The 15177-nt window shown below is 65.8% G+C and carries 28 protein-coding genes; all 28 read left to right on the top strand.

Annotated elements, in window-relative coordinates; translation table 11 throughout:
• Nucleotides 1-12 precede the first annotated feature (12 nt).
• The 28 genes from rplB (at nt 13) to rpsD (ending at nt 15175) form a co-directional block, all read left to right on the top strand.
• Nucleotides 13-849 carry a 50S ribosomal protein L2 gene (rplB, locus tag DL990_RS07035; RefSeq protein ID WP_125788818.1) on the top strand — a complete coding sequence of 279 codons (837 nt, stop codon included), beginning with the start codon at nt 13-15 and terminating at the stop codon, nt 847-849.
• Between the two features lie 18 nt (nt 850-867).
• Nucleotides 868-1149, top strand: a complete 282-nt coding sequence (rpsS, locus tag DL990_RS07040; protein WP_026468892.1) for a 30S ribosomal protein S19 — start codon at nt 868-870, stop codon at nt 1147-1149.
• A 29-nt stretch (nt 1150-1178) separates the two neighbouring features.
• Nucleotides 1179-1595, top strand: coding sequence for a 50S ribosomal protein L22 (rplV, locus tag DL990_RS07045; protein WP_125788819.1), 417 nt, complete (start codon nt 1179-1181; stop codon nt 1593-1595).
• Complete coding sequence (gene rpsC, locus DL990_RS07050) at nt 1595-2446, top strand: 30S ribosomal protein S3 (protein WP_125788820.1); 852 nt, start codon at nt 1595-1597, stop codon at nt 2444-2446. The genes rplV and rpsC overlap by 1 nt, the downstream gene beginning before the upstream one ends.
• A gap of 3 nt (nt 2447-2449) precedes the next feature.
• Entirely contained in the window at nt 2450-2869 is a 420-nt protein-coding gene (gene rplP / locus DL990_RS07055; protein ID WP_061979956.1) for a 50S ribosomal protein L16, read from the top strand.
• Complete coding sequence (gene rpmC / locus DL990_RS07060; RefSeq protein WP_007031040.1) at nt 2869-3117, top strand: 50S ribosomal protein L29; 249 nt, start codon at nt 2869-2871, stop codon at nt 3115-3117. Before rplP ends, rpmC begins: the two co-directional genes overlap by 1 nt.
• Nucleotides 3114-3395 (top strand): 30S ribosomal protein S17, encoded by a 282-nt coding sequence (rpsQ, locus tag DL990_RS07065; RefSeq protein ID WP_007031041.1) that lies wholly within the window; start codon nt 3114-3116, stop codon nt 3393-3395. Before rpmC ends, rpsQ begins: the two co-directional genes overlap by 4 nt.
• A 79-nt stretch (nt 3396-3474) precedes the next feature.
• Nucleotides 3475-3843, top strand: coding sequence for a 50S ribosomal protein L14 (gene rplN, locus DL990_RS07070; RefSeq protein ID WP_125788821.1), 369 nt, complete (start codon nt 3475-3477; stop codon nt 3841-3843).
• Nucleotides 3844-3846: 3 nt separating this feature from the next.
• Nucleotides 3847-4161 (top strand): 50S ribosomal protein L24, encoded by a 315-nt coding sequence (rplX, locus tag DL990_RS07075; protein WP_125788822.1) that lies wholly within the window; start codon nt 3847-3849, stop codon nt 4159-4161.
• Nucleotides 4162-4163: 2 nt separating this feature from the next.
• On the top strand, nt 4164-4727 hold the full coding sequence (gene rplE, locus DL990_RS07080; protein WP_061979954.1) for a 50S ribosomal protein L5: 564 nt from the start codon (nt 4164-4166) through the stop codon (nt 4725-4727).
• A 4-nt stretch (nt 4728-4731) separates the two neighbouring features.
• Nucleotides 4732-4917 (top strand): type Z 30S ribosomal protein S14, encoded by a 186-nt coding sequence (locus tag DL990_RS07085; protein ID WP_125788823.1) that lies wholly within the window; start codon nt 4732-4734, stop codon nt 4915-4917.
• 80 nt (nt 4918-4997) lie between these two features.
• Nucleotides 4998-5396: a 30S ribosomal protein S8 gene (gene rpsH / locus DL990_RS07090; RefSeq protein WP_005166791.1), complete on the top strand. Its 399-nt coding sequence runs from the start codon at nt 4998-5000 to the stop codon at nt 5394-5396.
• 16 nt (nt 5397-5412) lie between these two features.
• Nucleotides 5413-5952 carry a 50S ribosomal protein L6 gene (gene rplF, locus DL990_RS07095; RefSeq protein ID WP_125798204.1) on the top strand — a complete coding sequence of 180 codons (540 nt, stop codon included), beginning with the start codon at nt 5413-5415 and terminating at the stop codon, nt 5950-5952.
• Nucleotides 5953-5954: 2 nt separating this feature from the next.
• Nucleotides 5955-6353 carry a 50S ribosomal protein L18 gene (gene rplR / locus DL990_RS07100; protein ID WP_037314970.1) on the top strand — a complete coding sequence of 133 codons (399 nt, stop codon included), beginning with the start codon at nt 5955-5957 and terminating at the stop codon, nt 6351-6353.
• A gap of 31 nt (nt 6354-6384) precedes the next feature.
• On the top strand, nt 6385-7032 hold the full coding sequence (gene rpsE, locus DL990_RS07105; protein WP_076163010.1) for a 30S ribosomal protein S5: 648 nt from the start codon (nt 6385-6387) through the stop codon (nt 7030-7032).
• 1 nt (nt 7033) lies between these two features.
• Nucleotides 7034-7219: a 50S ribosomal protein L30 gene (gene rpmD / locus DL990_RS07110; RefSeq protein WP_076163011.1), complete on the top strand. Its 186-nt coding sequence runs from the start codon at nt 7034-7036 to the stop codon at nt 7217-7219.
• Nucleotides 7216-7662, top strand: a complete 447-nt coding sequence (gene rplO / locus DL990_RS07115; RefSeq protein ID WP_125788825.1) for a 50S ribosomal protein L15 — start codon at nt 7216-7218, stop codon at nt 7660-7662. The genes rpmD and rplO overlap by 4 nt, the downstream gene beginning before the upstream one ends.
• Nucleotides 7663-8085: 423 nt before the next feature.
• The gene (locus DL990_RS07120; protein ID WP_233620410.1) at nt 8086-8751 is read left to right on the top strand and encodes a hypothetical protein; all 666 of its coding nucleotides are present in this window, start codon (nt 8086-8088) and stop codon (nt 8749-8751) included.
• Between the two features lie 50 nt (nt 8752-8801).
• Nucleotides 8802-9434, top strand: coding sequence for a LysE family translocator (locus DL990_RS07125; protein WP_125788826.1), 633 nt, complete (start codon nt 8802-8804; stop codon nt 9432-9434).
• 322 nt (nt 9435-9756) lie between these two features.
• Nucleotides 9757-11064 (top strand): preprotein translocase subunit SecY, encoded by a 1308-nt coding sequence (secY, locus tag DL990_RS07130; protein WP_034304262.1) that lies wholly within the window; start codon nt 9757-9759, stop codon nt 11062-11064.
• On the top strand, nt 11061-11615 hold the full coding sequence (locus DL990_RS07135; protein ID WP_125788827.1) for an adenylate kinase: 555 nt from the start codon (nt 11061-11063) through the stop codon (nt 11613-11615). The genes secY and DL990_RS07135 overlap by 4 nt, the downstream gene beginning before the upstream one ends.
• 44 nt (nt 11616-11659) lie before the next feature.
• Entirely contained in the window at nt 11660-12436 is a 777-nt protein-coding gene (gene map / locus DL990_RS07140; RefSeq protein ID WP_125788828.1) for a type I methionyl aminopeptidase, read from the top strand.
• A 544-nt stretch (nt 12437-12980) separates the two neighbouring features.
• Nucleotides 12981-13202 (top strand): translation initiation factor IF-1, encoded by a 222-nt coding sequence (infA, locus tag DL990_RS07145; RefSeq protein ID WP_005166804.1) that lies wholly within the window; start codon nt 12981-12983, stop codon nt 13200-13202.
• Nucleotides 13203-13238: 36 nt separating this feature from the next.
• Nucleotides 13239-13352, top strand: coding sequence for a 50S ribosomal protein L36 (gene rpmJ, locus DL990_RS07150; RefSeq protein WP_004558882.1), 114 nt, complete (start codon nt 13239-13241; stop codon nt 13350-13352).
• A 205-nt stretch (nt 13353-13557) separates the two neighbouring features.
• Nucleotides 13558-13938: a 30S ribosomal protein S13 gene (rpsM, locus tag DL990_RS07155; RefSeq protein ID WP_005166805.1), complete on the top strand. Its 381-nt coding sequence runs from the start codon at nt 13558-13560 to the stop codon at nt 13936-13938.
• A complete protein-coding gene (locus DL990_RS07160; RefSeq protein ID WP_034304268.1) occupies nt 13935-14120 on the top strand; it encodes a hypothetical protein in 186 nt (61 codons plus the stop codon). Before rpsM ends, DL990_RS07160 begins: the two co-directional genes overlap by 4 nt.
• 18 nt (nt 14121-14138) lie before the next feature.
• Nucleotides 14139-14546: a 30S ribosomal protein S11 gene (gene rpsK, locus DL990_RS07165; RefSeq protein ID WP_020643222.1), complete on the top strand. Its 408-nt coding sequence runs from the start codon at nt 14139-14141 to the stop codon at nt 14544-14546.
• Nucleotides 14547-14569: 23 nt separating this feature from the next.
• Nucleotides 14570-15175: a 30S ribosomal protein S4 gene (rpsD, locus tag DL990_RS07170; protein WP_037314696.1), complete on the top strand. Its 606-nt coding sequence runs from the start codon at nt 14570-14572 to the stop codon at nt 15173-15175.
• Nucleotides 15176-15177: the final 2 nt, after the last annotated feature.

The following is a 15177-nucleotide window of genomic DNA, read 5'->3' on the forward strand; positions in this document are numbered from 1 at the left end:
CTGAGCTGACACATGGGCATCCGCAAGTACAAGCCGACGACCCCGGGTCGTCGCGGTTCCAGCGTCTCCGACTTCGCCGAGATCACTCGGTCCACCCCGGAGAAGTCGCTGCTGCGTCCGCTGAGCAAGACCGGCGGCCGTAACTCCAGCGGCAAGATCACCACCCGTCACAAGGGTGGTGGCCACAAGCGTGCGTACCGGCTGATCGACTTCCGCCGGAACGACAAGGACGGCGTTCCCGCCAAGGTCGCGCACATCGAGTACGACCCCAACCGGTCCGCTCGTATCGCGCTCCTGCACTACGCCGACGGCGAGAAGCGCTACATCATCGCCCCGGAGAAGCTCAAGCAGGGTGACACGGTTGAGAACGGCCCCCGCGCCGACATCAAGCCGGGTAACAACCTGCCGCTGCGCAACATCCCGGTCGGCACCGTGATCCACGCGATCGAGCTCCGCCCCGGTGGCGGCGCGAAGATGGCGCGGTCCGCCGGTGCCAAGGTGCAGCTGGTGGCGAAGGACGGGCCTTACGCCCAGCTTCGTCTCCCGTCGGGCGAGATCCGGAACGTCGACGTGCGCAACCGCGCCACCATCGGCGAGGTCGGCAACTCCGACCACTCCAACATCAACTGGGGCAAGGCGGGCCGTAACCGCTGGCGCGGCAAGCGTCCCACCGTCCGTGGTGTCGTCATGAACCCGGTCGACCACCCGCACGGTGGTGGTGAGGGTAAGACCTCCGGTGGTCGTCACCCGGTGAACCCGAACGGTAAGCCCGAGGGTCGTACCCGTCGCCGCAAGGCTTCGGACTCGATGATCGTCCGACGTCGCCGTACCGGCAAGAACAAGCGCTGAGCAGGGAGGTAGAAGCACATGCCACGTAGCCTTAAAAAAGGCCCCTTCGTGGACGACCACCTGCTCAAGAAGGTGGACGTTCTCAACGAGTCGGGCAAGAAGACCGTGATCAAGACTTGGTCGCGTCGGTCCACGATCATCCCGGATTTCCTGGGTCACACGATCGCGGTCCACGACGGACGCAAGCACGTCCCGGTGTTCGTCACCGAGGCGATGGTGGGTCACAAGTTGGGCGAGTTCGCCCCGACTAGGACCTTCAAGGGCCACATCAAGGACGACCGCAAGTCGCGCCGCCGCTGAGCGGGCACGAGAGAACAAGGAAGCTAGCGATGAACGCCCAGAACGACGTGGCCGAGGCATTGCCGACGGCTTACGCGCGGGCTCGCTTCGTCCGGGACTCGCCTACCAAGGTGCGCCGGGTGATCGAGCTGATCAAGGGACGTAGCGCCGCCGACGCCTTGGCCGTGCTCCAGTTCGCCCCGCAGGCGGCAAGCGAGCCGGTCGCGAAGGTGCTCGCCAGCGCCATGGCCAACGCCGAGAACAACCTCGATCTCGATCCGGACACCCTCTGGATCAAGAACGCCTACGCCGACGAGGGCCCGACCCTCAAGCGCATCCGTCCGCGGGCCCAGGGCCGCGCGTACCGGATCCGTAAGCGGACCAGCCACATCACCGTCGAGGTGGAGTCGCGTCCGAAGGCCGAGGCCAAGAAGGCACAGGGCAAGAAGAAGGCAGGTGGCCGGTAGTGGGCCAGAAGATCAACCCGCACGGCTTCCGCCTGGGTATCACCACGGACTGGAAGTCGCGTTGGTACGCCGACAAGCAGTACGCGGAGTACGTGGCCGAGGACGTCAAGATCCGGAAGCTGCTGTCCACGGGCATGGAGCGCGCCGGGATCTCCAAGGTCGAGATCGAGCGCACCCGTGACCGGGTCCGCGTCGACATCCACACCGCCCGGCCGGGCATCGTCATCGGCCGTCGCGGTGCGGAGGCCGACCGCATCCGCGGCGCGCTGGAGAAGCTGACCGCCAAGCAGGTCCAGCTGAACATCCTCGAGGTCAAGAACCCCGAGGCCGACGCCCAGCTCGTCGCTCAGGGTGTCGCGGAGCAGCTGAGCAACCGTGTGGCGTTCCGCCGCGCGATGCGCAAGGCGATCCAGACCTCCATGCGCTCGCCGCAGGTCAAGGGCATCCGCGTGCAGTGCGGCGGTCGTCTCGGCGGTGCCGAGATGTCCCGCTCCGAGCACTACCGCGATGGCCGCGTCCCGCTGCACACGCTGCGTGCCGACATCGACTACGGCTTCTTCGAGGCCAAGACGACGTTCGGTCGCATCGGCGTGAAGGTGTGGATCTACAAGGGCGAGCTCGTGGGCGGCCTCAAGGCCAGGGAGGCGCGTGACGCCGCCGCGGCCGCCGAGCGTGCCCCGCGCCGTGACCGTGGTGACCGTCCGTCCCGCCCGCGCCGTTCCGGTGCGTCGGGCACGACGCCGACCTCGACCGAAGCCGGTCGGGCCGCTGCCGCCGCGAAGAGCGACGACACCGCCCCTGCGGCCGTTGAGGCCCCGGCTGCTGAGACTGCAGAAAAGACGGAGGGCTGACACGTGCTCATCCCGCGCAGGGTCAAGCACCGGAAGCAGCACTCCCCGAAGCGCCACGGTGCCGCCAAGGGCGGTACGAATGTGAGCTTCGGCGAGTACGGCATCCAGGCGCTTGAGCACAGCTACGTGACCAACCGGCAGATCGAGTCCGCTCGTATCGCCATGACGCGTCACATCAAGCGTGGCGGCAAGGTGTGGACGACCATCTACCCGGACCGCCCGCTGACCAAGAAGCCGGCGGAAACCCGCATGGGTTCCGGTAAGGGTTCGCCCGAGTGGTGGATCGCCAACGTGAAGCCGGGCCGCGTGATGTTCGAGATCTCGTTCCCGAACGAGGAGACCGCCCGTGAGGCGCTCCGTCGCGCGATCCACAAGCTGCCCATGAAGTGCCGCATCGTGACCCGTGAAGGTGGTGAGTTCTGATGGCGAAGGCAGGTGCTGCCCAGGCATCGGAGCTGCGTGAGCTCACCGCGGAAGAGCTCGTTCTGCGTCTGAAGGAATACAAGGAGGAGCTCTTCAACCTCCGCTTCCAGATGGCGACCGGACAGCTCGACAACAACCGCCGTCTGCGCACCGTCCGCACGGACATCGCGCGGATCTACACGGTCATGCGCGAGCGTGAACTCGGCCTGTCCGTTTCCCCTGACGCCGAGAGTGAAGGTGCCGCATGAGCGAGCAGCCCAACGCTGAGGCGGCCCCCCGTAACGACCGCAAGGTCCGTGAGGGTTACGTCGTCTCGGACAAGATGAACAAGACGATCGTGGTCGAGCTCGAAGACCGCAAGAAGCACCGTCGTTACGCCAAGGTTCTCCGCAGCACCAGCAAGGTCAAGGTGCACGACGAGAACAACGAAGCTGGCGTCGGCGACCGGGTCACCCTGATGGAGACCCGCCCGCTGTCGGCGACCAAGCGCTGGCGTCTGGTGCAGATCGTGGAGAAGGCCAAGTAAGTAGGGCTCTTTTTGAGTCCCTTAGTTCCGCAAGGCTCGCGTTTCAGCGCGAGAACCAGCGCGACATACAGGAGTAGACGTGATCCAGCAGGAGTCGCGGCTTCGGGTTGCCGACAACACGGGCGCGAAGGAAATCCTTTGCATCCGCGTTCTCGGCGGCTCGGGGCGGCGCTACGCGGGCATCGGCGACGTCATCGTCGCCACCGTGAAGGACGCCATGCCGGCTGCCGGCGTGAAGAAGGGTGACGTCGTCAAGGCCGTCATCGTTCGCACGCGCAAGGAGCGCCGTCGTCCGGACGGTTCTTACATCCGCTTCGACGAAAACGCTGCTGTGCTCATCAAGAACGACAATGAGCCTCGCGGCACCCGCATCTTCGGCCCGGTGGGCCGCGAGCTGCGCGACCGAAAGTTCATGAAGATCATTTCGCTCGCGCCGGAGGTGTTGTAGAGCATGAAGGTGAAGAAGGGCGACACGGTCGTCGTCATCGCCGGCAAGGACAAGGGTGCCAAGGGCAAGGTCATCCAGGCCTACCCCGAGCGTGAGCGCGTGCTGGTCGAAGGCGTGAACCGGATCAAGAAGCACACGCGGATCTCCCAGACCCAGCGCGGTGCGCAGTCCGGCGGCATCGTCACCCAGGAGGCGCCCATCCACGTCTCGAACGTGATGGTCGTCGACTCCGACGGCAAGCCGGCTCGCATCGGCTACCGCATCGGCGAGGACGGCAAGAAGGTCCGGGTCTCGCGCCGGAACGGTAAGGACATCTGATCATGACCACCGCAGAGAAGATCGCCCCGCGCCTCAAGGTGCGGTACCGCGAGGAGATCAAGGGACAGCTCCAGGAGGAGTTCTCCTTCGAGAACGTCCACCAGATCCCGGGCGTCGTCAAGGTCGTCGTGAACATGGGTGTCGGTGACGCCGCCCGTGACAGCAAGCTGATCGAAGGCGCCATCCGCGACCTGGCCGCGATCACCGGGCAGAAGCCCGAGGTTCGCAAGGCTCGCAAGTCCATCGCGCAGTTCAAGCTGCGTGAGGGCCAGCCGATCGGTGCGCGCGTCACGCTGCGCGGCGACCGGATGTGGGAGTTCCTCGACCGGCTGCTGACCATCGCGCTTCCGCGTATCCGTGACTTCCGCGGGCTTTCGCCGAAGCAGTTCGACGGCAACGGCAACTACACGTTCGGTCTCAACGAGCAGTCCATGTTCCACGAGATCGACCCGGACGCCATCGACCGCCCGCGCGGTATGGACGTCACTGTCGTCACCACCGCCAACACCGACGACGAGGGCCGCGCGCTGCTTCGCAAGCTCGGCTTCCCGTTCAAGGAGAACTGAGTCGATGGCCAAGAAAGCACTGGTCCACAAGGCCGCGAAGACGCCGAAGTTCAAGGTTCGCGGTTACACGCGTTGCCAGCGATGCGGTCGCCCGCACGCGGTGTTCCGCAAGTTCGGGCTCTGCCGGATCTGCCTTCGCGAGATGGCACACGCGGGCGAGCTGCCCGGCGTCCGCAAGTCCAGCTGGTAAGAGTCTTTTTTAACTCCCACTTCGCCACAGGCCTTGCAGTCGATGCAGGGAACCAGGGCGAGAAAGGTTGACAGGTCACCATGACGATGACCGACCCCATCGCAGACTTCTTGACCCGTCTGCGTAACGCGAACTCGGCTTACCACGACGAGGTCGTGCTTCCCCACTCGAAGATCAAGGCGAACATCGCCGAGATCCTCAAGCGCGAGGGCTACATCTCGGGCTACCGCGACGAGCCGGGCGAGAAGCACAAGAACCTCATCGTGGAGCTGAAGTACGGCCCCAACCGTGAGCGCAGCATCGCCGGCCTTCGCCGCGTGTCCAAGCCCGGCCTGCGGGTCTACGCAAAATCGACCGAACTGCCGTCGGTTCTCGGTGGCCTCGGCGTCGCGATCATCTCGACGTCGTCCGGCCTCCAGACCGACCGTCAGGCCAAGCGAAACAGCGTGGGCGGCGAAGTCCTCGCCTACGTCTGGTAAGGAAGGGGGCACAGACATGTCACGCATTGGAAAGCTGCCGGTCGCCGTCCCCTCCGGGGTCGAGGTGACCATCGATGGTCAGCAGATCAAGGTCAAGGGGCCCAAGGGCACCCTTGAGCACACCGTCGCCGAGCCGATCACCGTGGAGCGCGCCGAAGACGGCACGCTGCAGGTGAAGCGGCCCGACGAGGAGCGCACCAGCCGTGCCCTGCACGGTCTCACCCGGACGCTGGTCAACAACCTCGTCGTCGGTGTGACCGAAGGCTACGAGAAGAAGCTCGAAATCCACGGTGTCGGTTACCGCGTGCAGGCCAAGGGTTCGGACCTCGAGTTCGCCCTCGGCTACAGCCACCCGGTGAAGATCGAGGCCCCGGAAGGCATCACCTTCAAGGTCGAGACCCCCACCCGGTTCTCGGTCTCGGGCATCGACAAGCAGAAGGTCGGCCAGATCGCCGCGGTCATCCGCAAGCTGCGCCGCCCGGACCCGTACAAGGGCAAGGGCCTGCGCTACGAGGGTGAGAAGATCCGCCGCAAGGTCGGAAAGACGGGTAAGTGATCATGAGCGACACGACTACGAAGCGCAAGCCGGTCGGCAAGGACATCTCGACCCGCCGCCGCGTCGCGAAGGCCCGTCGGCACTTCCGCCTTCGCAAGAAGATCAACGGCACGGACCAGCGCCCGCGCCTGGTCGTCAAGCGTTCGTCGCGGCACATCGCCGTGCAGCTGATCGACGACCTTGCCGGCAAGACCCTGGCGTCGGCGTCCACCCTCGAGGCGGACGTCCGCGCGCTCGACGGCGACAAGAAGGCCAAGGCCGCGAAGGTCGGGGAGCTTGTCGCCAACCGCGCCAAGAACGCCGGTGTCTCGACCGTGGTGTTCGACCGTGGCGGTAACGCTTACCACGGCCGCATCGCCGCTCTCGCTGACGCCGCCCGTGAAGCGGGGTTGGAATTCTGATGCAGATGCTCGTGAATGGAAGGAAAGCCTGATGCCGGGACGTACACGGCAATTCGGCGGCGGACAGGGCGGACCCGGCGGGCAGGGCGGCAACGACCGCAATGAACGTCGTGGTGGCGGCCGGGATCGTCGCGACAGCGGTCGTGGCGGGGCCGGCCAGGACAAGACCCCGCACCTCGAGAAGGTCGTGACGATCAACCGCGTCGCCAAGGTCGTCAAGGGTGGTCGTCGCTTCAGCTTCACCGCCCTGGTGGTCGTCGGTGACGGCGACGGTCAGGTCGGCGTCGGCTACGGCAAGGCCAAGGAAGTTCCCGCGGCCATCGCCAAGGGCGTCGAGGAAGCGAAGAAGAACTTCTTCCGCGTTCCCCGCGTCGGTGGCACCATTCCCCACCCCATCCAGGGTGAGGAAGCCGCCGGTGTCGTGCTGCTGCGTCCGGCTTCCGCCGGTACCGGTGTCATCGCCGGTGGTCCGGTCCGCGCGGTGCTGGAGTGCGCGGGTGTCCACGACGTGCTGTCGAAGTCGCTCGGCTCCGACAACGCGATCAACATCGTGCACGCGACCGTGGCGGCCCTGAAGGGTCTGCAGCGTCCCGAAGAGGTCGCGGCCCGCCGCGGTCTCCCGCTCGAGGACGTCGCCCCGGCTCGGATGCTGCGCCAGCGTGCGGGCCAGGGGGTCTGACATGACTCAGCTCAAGGTGACCCAGGTCAAGAGCAAGATCGGCACCAAGCACAACCACCGTGAATCGCTGCGTACCCTCGGGCTGCGCAAGATCCGGCAGTCTGTGGTGCGTGAAGACACCCCCCAGGTTCGCGGCCTCATCCACACGGTCCGCCACCTGGTGGAGGTCGAGGAGGTCAAGGCATGACTGCCATCAAGATCCACCACCTTCGTCCGGCTCCGGGCGCGAAGCGCGAGAAGATGCGCGTCGGCCGTGGTGAGGGCTCGAAGGGCAAGACCGCCGGTCGCGGTACCAAGGGCACCAAGGCCCGGAAGAACGTGCCCGCCGGTTTCGAGGGTGGGCAGATGCCCATCCACATGCGGCTCCCGAAGCTTCGCGGCTTCAAGAACCGCTTCCGTACCGAGTACCAGCCGGTGAACCTGGGCGACATCGCCCGCGTCTTCCCGGAGGGTGGCAAGGTCGGCAACGAGGAGCTCGTCGCGAAGGGTCTTGTTCGCAAGAACAAGCTCGTGAAGGTGCTCGGCAACGGTGACCTGAACGGCGTCAAGCTGGACGTCACCGCCGACGCTTTCTCCGGCTCCGCCAAGGAGAAGCTCTCCGCCGCCGGTGGCTCCGCCACCACGCTCTGAGCTTTCTTCGCTCGCTTCACCGAAAGGCCCGCCAGGCTCCGCCAGGCGGGCCTTTCGCTTGCGCTCACCCCGTGCGCCTTTAGCCCCCTAATCGCGATCTGGCCTTTCCGCCCGGCGCTCGCGCCGACTTGCGTTTAGCCCCCTAATCGCGATCCCGGTGCGGGCAGCCCGTCCGGCCCCCGGATCGCGATTAGGGGGCTAAAGGCGCTCTGTCGGTCGCCCAGGTGCCCGCCGTCCAGATCGCGATTAGGGGGCTAAAGGCGCTCTGGCCGAGGAGGCCGGAGCATGGCGGAGGGGTGCCTGACCTGGGAGGATCGTGGGGTGGCCATACCTCCAGGGCAGGATCCGCAGCCCCCTCAGCAGGCGGATGCCCCGCCGATCGTCGTATCGGTCCCGGGTCGCATGGATCCCGCGGAAAGGCCAGTGCGGTCCGGCCGGCCCGAGCCCCGCAGGCTCGTCGCGGCGGGACTGGCGGCCTTGGCCCTGGTGTTGACCCTCATGGGCTGTCTCTTCCCGTTCTTCAGCACCGAGCATCGACTCAGCTTCGATCCCAGCGCCGAGGTCGTGATCGAGGTCGTGCACGGTGCGTGGGACCTGAAGATCATCCAACCCGACCACCCTCCACAGACGACATCGACGTCGCCCGTCGGCATCCCGCTCCTGATCGCCGCGGCGTTCCTGCTGGTGGCCACGGTCGCCAGTGTCCGCGCCGCCCGCCTCCGAGGTCCGAGCACTTTGGACCGATGGCTCACCACCATCGCGGCGGTATTCCTCGCGGGCGTCGTCGTCACCGCCGTCACGTTGGGGCTCGGACGCCCGATGGGAGAGGGCACTGAGGTGACGCTGACGCTGGAGGCGGGCATGTGGGCGCTCTTCGCCGCGGTCGTGACCGCGGCGGGTGCGGCTGTGATGAGCCACCGCGTCCAGGACGACGAGGTCTCGATGAACGGCGACCCGAGCCTCGCGGACGTGCCCACACCGAAAGACGGCATCTCCATCACGGTGCTTCCGCCGGAGGCACCGTCGTCGGCACCGGACTATTCGGCGTTCGCGCCTCCGCCGGAATCCGGCGCAAAAGAGCGCGATTAGCCCGCTAAACGCGCTCGCGGCCGCCGATACGGTGGGGGAGGAGGTGGCCGATGACTTGGGTAGCGGTCTTTTTCGGAGCGGCGGTGCTCGTGGCTTTTACGCCAGGGGCGAACAATCTGCTCGGCCTGCACCACGGCATGACACAGGGGGCGTGGAAAGGGCTCGCCGGCCTGTTAGGCCGTTTGGCCGCATTCACGGTGTTGATCGCAGCTGTCGCGGCAGGGCTCGGACAGCTCCTCGCGGCTTCCGAACTTGCACTCACGGTGATCAAGTGGGCGGGCGTCGCCTACCTGGTCTGGATCGGCGGGCGCCTGCTGTGGTCGACGTTCCGGGCCGGGCGAACCGCGCTGGTCCAGGCGCCGCAGGGTACTGAATCCATACCGGCGCTACGGATCGCGAGGAAGGAATTCGTCGTCGCGATCACGAACCCGAAGGCGATCCTCATCTTCACCGCGTTCGTGCCTCAGTTCATCGACGCAGCTCACGGCTCCTTTTCCAGTCAGATCGCGATCCTCGGCGTCGTCTACCTGCTCGCCGAGTTCGTCGCGGGCGCGACCTACATCGGGGCGGGAGCGCTCGTGAAGTCGCTCCGGCTGTCTCGCCGCGCGAGTCGGAACGTCGACCGCGGCACCGGCGTCGTGCTCCTCGGGATGGCGGGCGCGCTCGCCGCTTCGAGCTCCTGAACCCCGTCCCTGATCACAGCGCGTTTAGCGGGCTAAGTGCGATCCGGTGGGGCCAGGAAAGTGAGTGACGACAAGGTGATCTGTCAAGGTTCCGGAGCGAGAAGCGCGAGTCGATCAACCTCGCGGACCAACCTTCGTCCGGAAAACCCACACGCACTGCGGACACGCCCAGTGAAGCTGTTAGAGTCGGCGACACGCTTCGGGACGAGTGTGCCCCGAAGCGTTCCTGGCTTGTGCCAGAAAGCTGTGTGTTCCCGCCGGCCCCAGGCCGGCCAAGCCGATCGTCGGTAAGACAGCCGACGACGCCGAGGAGGTTCCCCGCGTGCTCAGCGCCTTCCGCTCGGCTCTAGCGACGCCGGATCTACGTAAGAAGATCCTGTTCACGCTAGCCATCGTCGCGGTCTACCGAATCGGTGCCACCATTCCGGCCCCGGGTATCTCGTATTCCGCCGTGCAGCAATGTACGGAGACCGGGTCGCAGGAGGGCGTCTATCAGCTGCTGAACCTGTTCAGTGGCGGTGCACTGCTGCAGCTGTCGCTGTTCTCGACCGGCATCATGCCGTACATCACGGCGAGCATCATCGTCCAGCTCCTCACCGTGGTCATCCCGCGGTTCGAGGAACTGAAGAAGGAAGGCCAGGCCGGCCAGGGCAAGCTGACCCAGTACACCCGGTACCTGACGATCGCCCTCGCGATCCTGCAGGCCACCGGTGTGGTGGCGCTCGCCGACCGCAAGCAGCTCTTCCCGCAGTGCGACACCGCGATCATCCCGGACAACAGTGTCTACACGCTGGCCATCATCGTCATCACGATGACCGCCGGTACCGCCGTCATGATGTGGCTGGGTGAGCTGATCACCGAGCGCGGCGTCGGCAATGGCATGTCCGTCCTCATCTTCCTGAACATCGCGGCCCGGATCCCGATCGAGGGTGGCAACATCCTCAGCAGCGCCGGCCCGGTGGTCTTCACCCTGATCTGCGTGTTCGGCCTGGTGATCATCGCCAGCGTCATCTTCGTCGAGCAGGGCCAGCGCCGGATCCCGGTGCAGTACGCCAAGCGCATGATCGGCCGTCGCATGTACGGCGGAACGTCGACGTACCTGCCGATCAAGGTGAACCAGGCCGGCGTCATCCCGGTCATCTTCGCCTCGTCGCTGCTCTACCTGCCGGACCTGATCAGCCGCCTCGTCGGTGACGCCAACAGCAACGCCGGCTGGCAGGTCTTCATCCAGAACTACATCGTCAACCAGTCCAGCTGGGCGCACGTCCTGCTGTACTTCGCGTTGATCATCTTCTTCACGTACTTCTACATCACGATCACGTTCAACGTGGACGAGCGTGCGGAAGAAATGAAGAAGTTCGGTGGCTTCATCCCGGGTATCCGTCCGGGCCGTCCCACCGCGGAGTACCTCAGCTACGTCCTCGGCCGCATCACCCTGCCGGGCTCGCTGTACCTGGGCATCATCGCGATCCTTCCGAACTTCTTCCTGTCCGTTACCGGTAGCGGGAACAACCAGAACTTCCCGTTCGGTGGCACGGCTGTGCTGATCATGGTCGGTGTCGGTCTCGACACCGTGAAGCAGATCGAAAGCCAGCTGATGCAACGTAACTACGAAGGGTTCTTGAAGTGACGCGCCTGGTTCTCGTTGGCCCTCCTGGCGCGGGCAAAGGTACTCAGGCGGTAGCACTGTCGGAGAAGCTCCGGATCCCGCACATCTCGACCGGCGATCTGTTCCGCGCCCACGTGGGCGAGCAGACGCCGCTGGGCCAGGAGGCCAAGCGCTACCTGGATTCCGGCGAACTCGTGCCCGATTCGGTCACGAACGAGATGGTGCGCGAACGCCTTGCCGAACCCGACGCCAAGGTCGGTTTCCTGCTGGACGGGTTCCCTCGGAACACCAAGCAGGCCGACGTTCTCGGTGAGATCCTCGGCGAGGTCGACACCAAGCTGAACGCGGTCATCCAGCTCCAGGTCTCGGAAGACGTCGTCGTCGAGCGGCTGCTGTCCCGCGGCCGCTCTGACGACACCGAAGAGGTCATCCGTCGTCGTCAGCAGATCTACGTGTCCGAGACGGCTCCGCTGCTCGAGTACTACGCGGACATCCTGGTCACCGTCGACGGCGTCGGCACGGTCGACGAGATCTCCGCCCGCGTGCTGGAAGCGCTGCGCGACCGCACGTGAACCTCGGAGGACTGCGTGTACTGCAACGGCTTCGTCGTGGGCGCATGATCGAAATCAAGACTCCTGGCGAGCTCCAGGCGATGCGGGCCGCCGGGCTGGTCGTCTGGCGCACCCTCACCGCGGTGCGCGAGATCGCCAAGCCGGGGGCGACCACGGCCGATCTCGACGAACTCGCCGAGCAGACGATCCGCGACGCCGGCGCGGTGCCCTCGTTCAAGGGGTATCACGGCTTTCCGGCGTCGATCTGCGCTTCGGTGAACGAGCAGATCGTCCATGGCATCCCGTCGAAGACGCAGGCCTTGAACGACGGCGACATCATTTCGGTGGATTGCGGCGCCATCCTCGACGGCTGGCATGGCGACTCCGCGGTCACCCTCGCGATCGGTGAGGTGTCGAAGGCGGATCTGGCGCTTTCGGCCGCCACCGAGGCGGCGATGTGGGCGGGAATCGCCGCGGTGTCGTCCGGCGGCCGGCTCACGGACATCTCGCACGCGGTGCAGACCGCGGCCGAGAACGCGAGCCAGGAAGACGGCATCGAGTACGGGATGATCGTCGAGTACGGCGGTCACGGTATCGGGCGCCAGATGCACATGGACCCGTTCCTGCCGAACCTGGGCAAACCGGGCAAGGGCCCGCGGCTCAAGACCGGCATGGCGCTCGCGATCGAGCCCATGCTGACCGGTGGCGGCGGTGAGACCGTCGAGCTCGACGACGGGTGGACCGTCGTGACCGCGGACGGCTCGCGAGCCGCGCACTGGGAGCACACCGTCGCGATCACCGACGACGGCCCATGGGTGCTGACCGCCCCCGAAGACGCCTGACCTGGGCCTCCTCGCTCTCGGATCGCGTTTAGCCCGCTAAACGCAAGTGCGCCCCGCCCTGCGTTTGGCCTCCTAAACGCGATCACCGGAGCGCGTTTAGCCCGCTAAAGGCGAAGGCGCCCGGATCGCAGTTAGCCCGCGAAACGCAAGTCGGTCCGCAGGCCGGCGCAGCGCTCGGGTCGCGTCGGCAGGGCCGCCGCCCGCTACCCCTATCGGGTGCACCTCGCCCGCAGAACGCGCCAGGTCGCAGACCCGCCGGAGCGCGTTTAGCCCGCTAAACGCAGGTCGGCCGGGGGCGTACGATGGTTGAGGTCGCAGCAGGCGGACTCAGGGGTCGTCTAACACAGTCACCCCCCGTTTGGGGCTCACGACACGGGTTGCGTACACTGTCAAGTCGGTGTACTCATCGCGCCCGGATCCTGCGCGCTCGTGAATTCTCGCGAACGGACATTGGACCCGGGTTGGAGTGTGCCGATGCACCACTCAGCCAAGCACTCAAAGCTCTGACTGATAGCACAGCGTAGCGACAGGAAATGCGGAGGACATGGGCAAGAAAGACGGGGCCATCGAGGTCGAAGGCCGCGTAGTCGAGCCGCTTCCCAACGCGATGTTCCGCGTCGAGTTGGAGAACGGCCACAAGGTCCTTGCACACATCAGCGGCAAGATGCGGCAGCACTACATCCGCATTCTGCCCGAGGACAGGGTCGTCGTGGAGCTCTCGCCCTACGACTTGTCTCGTGGTCGCATCGTCTACCGCTACAAGTGATCACGACGAGTTAGCACAAGCAGGAGAGCAGGAGACGTGAAGGTCCAGCCGAGCGTCAAGAAGATCTGCGACAAGTGCAAGGTGATCCGCCGTCACGGCCGGATCATGGTGATCTGCGAGAACCTGCGGCACAAGCAGCGGCAGGGCTGATCACTCGCACTCGTACAGAGTGGATTGACGGCTACACAATCTCCCCGCACCTGCCGGGCCGTGCGAACGGCCCGGTTCACCCTCGGACTTCAGGCCGAGGCCGGGACACCCGAAGCGCAAGCCAAGGGCACGACAGGCGAGTCGGTCCCGGAACCGGACGGGGAGCAGACCTGAAGATGAATTCTATGAAGGAGCATCAACGCCAATGGCACGACTCGCTGGCGTAGACCTCCCCCGCGAAAAGCGGTTGGAGATCGCGCTGACTTACATCTACGGCATCGGCCGTACCCGCTCGAAGCAGCTCATCGCGGCTGCCGAGCTCAACGCGGACACCCGCGTCAAGGATCTGAGCGATGACGACCTCGCCAAGCTGCGGGTCTACATCGAGGAGAACTTCAAGGTCGAGGGTGACCTTCGCCGCGAGGTGAACGCCGACATCCGTCGGAAGATCGAGATCGGGTGCTACGAGGGCCTTCGCTGGCGTCGCGGACTTCCCGTCCGTGGTCAGCGCACCAAGACGAACGCCCGCACCCGTAAGGGTCCGAAGAAGACGGTCGCCGGCAAGAAGAAGGCTGGCAAGAAGTGAGCGTCCAGGGCAAGAAGGTCGTGCAGATGGGCGGCGTCCGCCGTCGTGGCTCGGCTTGTGTCTCGCCCAAGGCGCTCTACGCCCGCCCGATGGCGCTCCGCAACCTGTACACCGACGCCGGTTCGATCATCCGGCGCGGACAGGCCGAAGCGGTCGCCGCTCACCAAGAGAACGCGCGCTAACAGGAGAACCCTCAAAACATGCCACCGAAGTCTCGTACTGCGGCGGGGGCCAAGAAGGTCCGCCGTAAGGAAAAGAAGAATGTCGCGCACGGTCACGCGCACATCAAGAGCACCTTCAACAACACCATCGTCTCGATCACGGACCCGACCGGTGCCGTGATCGCGTGGGCGTCGAGTGGTCACGTGGGCTTCAAGGGCTCGCGTAAGTCCACCCCGTTCGCCGCGCAGATGGCCGCCGAGAGCGCCGCCCGCAAGGCTGCCGAGCACGGCATGAAGAAGGTCGACGTCTTCGTGAAGGGCCCGGGTTCGGGTCGCGAGACGGCGATCCGCTCGCTGCAGGCCGCCGGCCTCGAGGTCGGCACCATCCAGGACGTGACCCCGCAGCCTCACAACGGCTGCCGCCCGCCCAAGCGGCGCCGGGTCTGAGGAACGGGGAGGAGTAAGAAGAAATGGCTCGTTACACCGGCCCCGCGACGCGTATTTCGCGTCGCCTCAAGGTTGACCTCATCGGCGGCGACCAGGCTTTCGAGCGTCGCCCCTACCCGCCGGGCCAGCACGGCCGCGGGCGCATCAAGGAGTCCGAGTACCTCCTGCAGTCGCAGGAGAAGCAGAAGGCTCGCTACACCTACGGCGTTCTCGAGCGTCAGTTCGTCCGGTACTACAAGGAAGCCGTCCGGCGTCCGGGTAAGACCGGTGAGAACCTGCTGCAGATCCTCGAGTCCCGTCTGGACAACGTGATCTACCGCGCCGGCATCGCCCGCACCCGCCGTCAGGCGCGTCAGCTGGTGAGCCACGGTCACTTCGTGGTCAACGGCGTCAAGGTCAACGTGCCCTCGTACCAGGTCAGCAAGTGGGACATCATCGACGTGCGGCCGAAGTCGTTCGCGATGCTGCCCTTCGTCGCTGCCAAGGAGTCGTTCGGCGAGCGTCCCGTTCCCGCGTGGCTCCAGGTTGTTCCGTCCAACCTCCGTGTGCTGGTCCACCAGCTCCCGGAGCGCGCTCAGATCGACGTTCCGGTCCAGGAACAGCTGATCGTCGAGCTCTACTCGAAGTGATC

The sequence above is a fragment of the Amycolatopsis sp. WAC 01416 genome, from assembly GCF_003947485.1.
In the GTDB taxonomy this organism is placed as follows: domain Bacteria; phylum Actinomycetota; class Actinomycetes; order Mycobacteriales; family Pseudonocardiaceae; genus Amycolatopsis.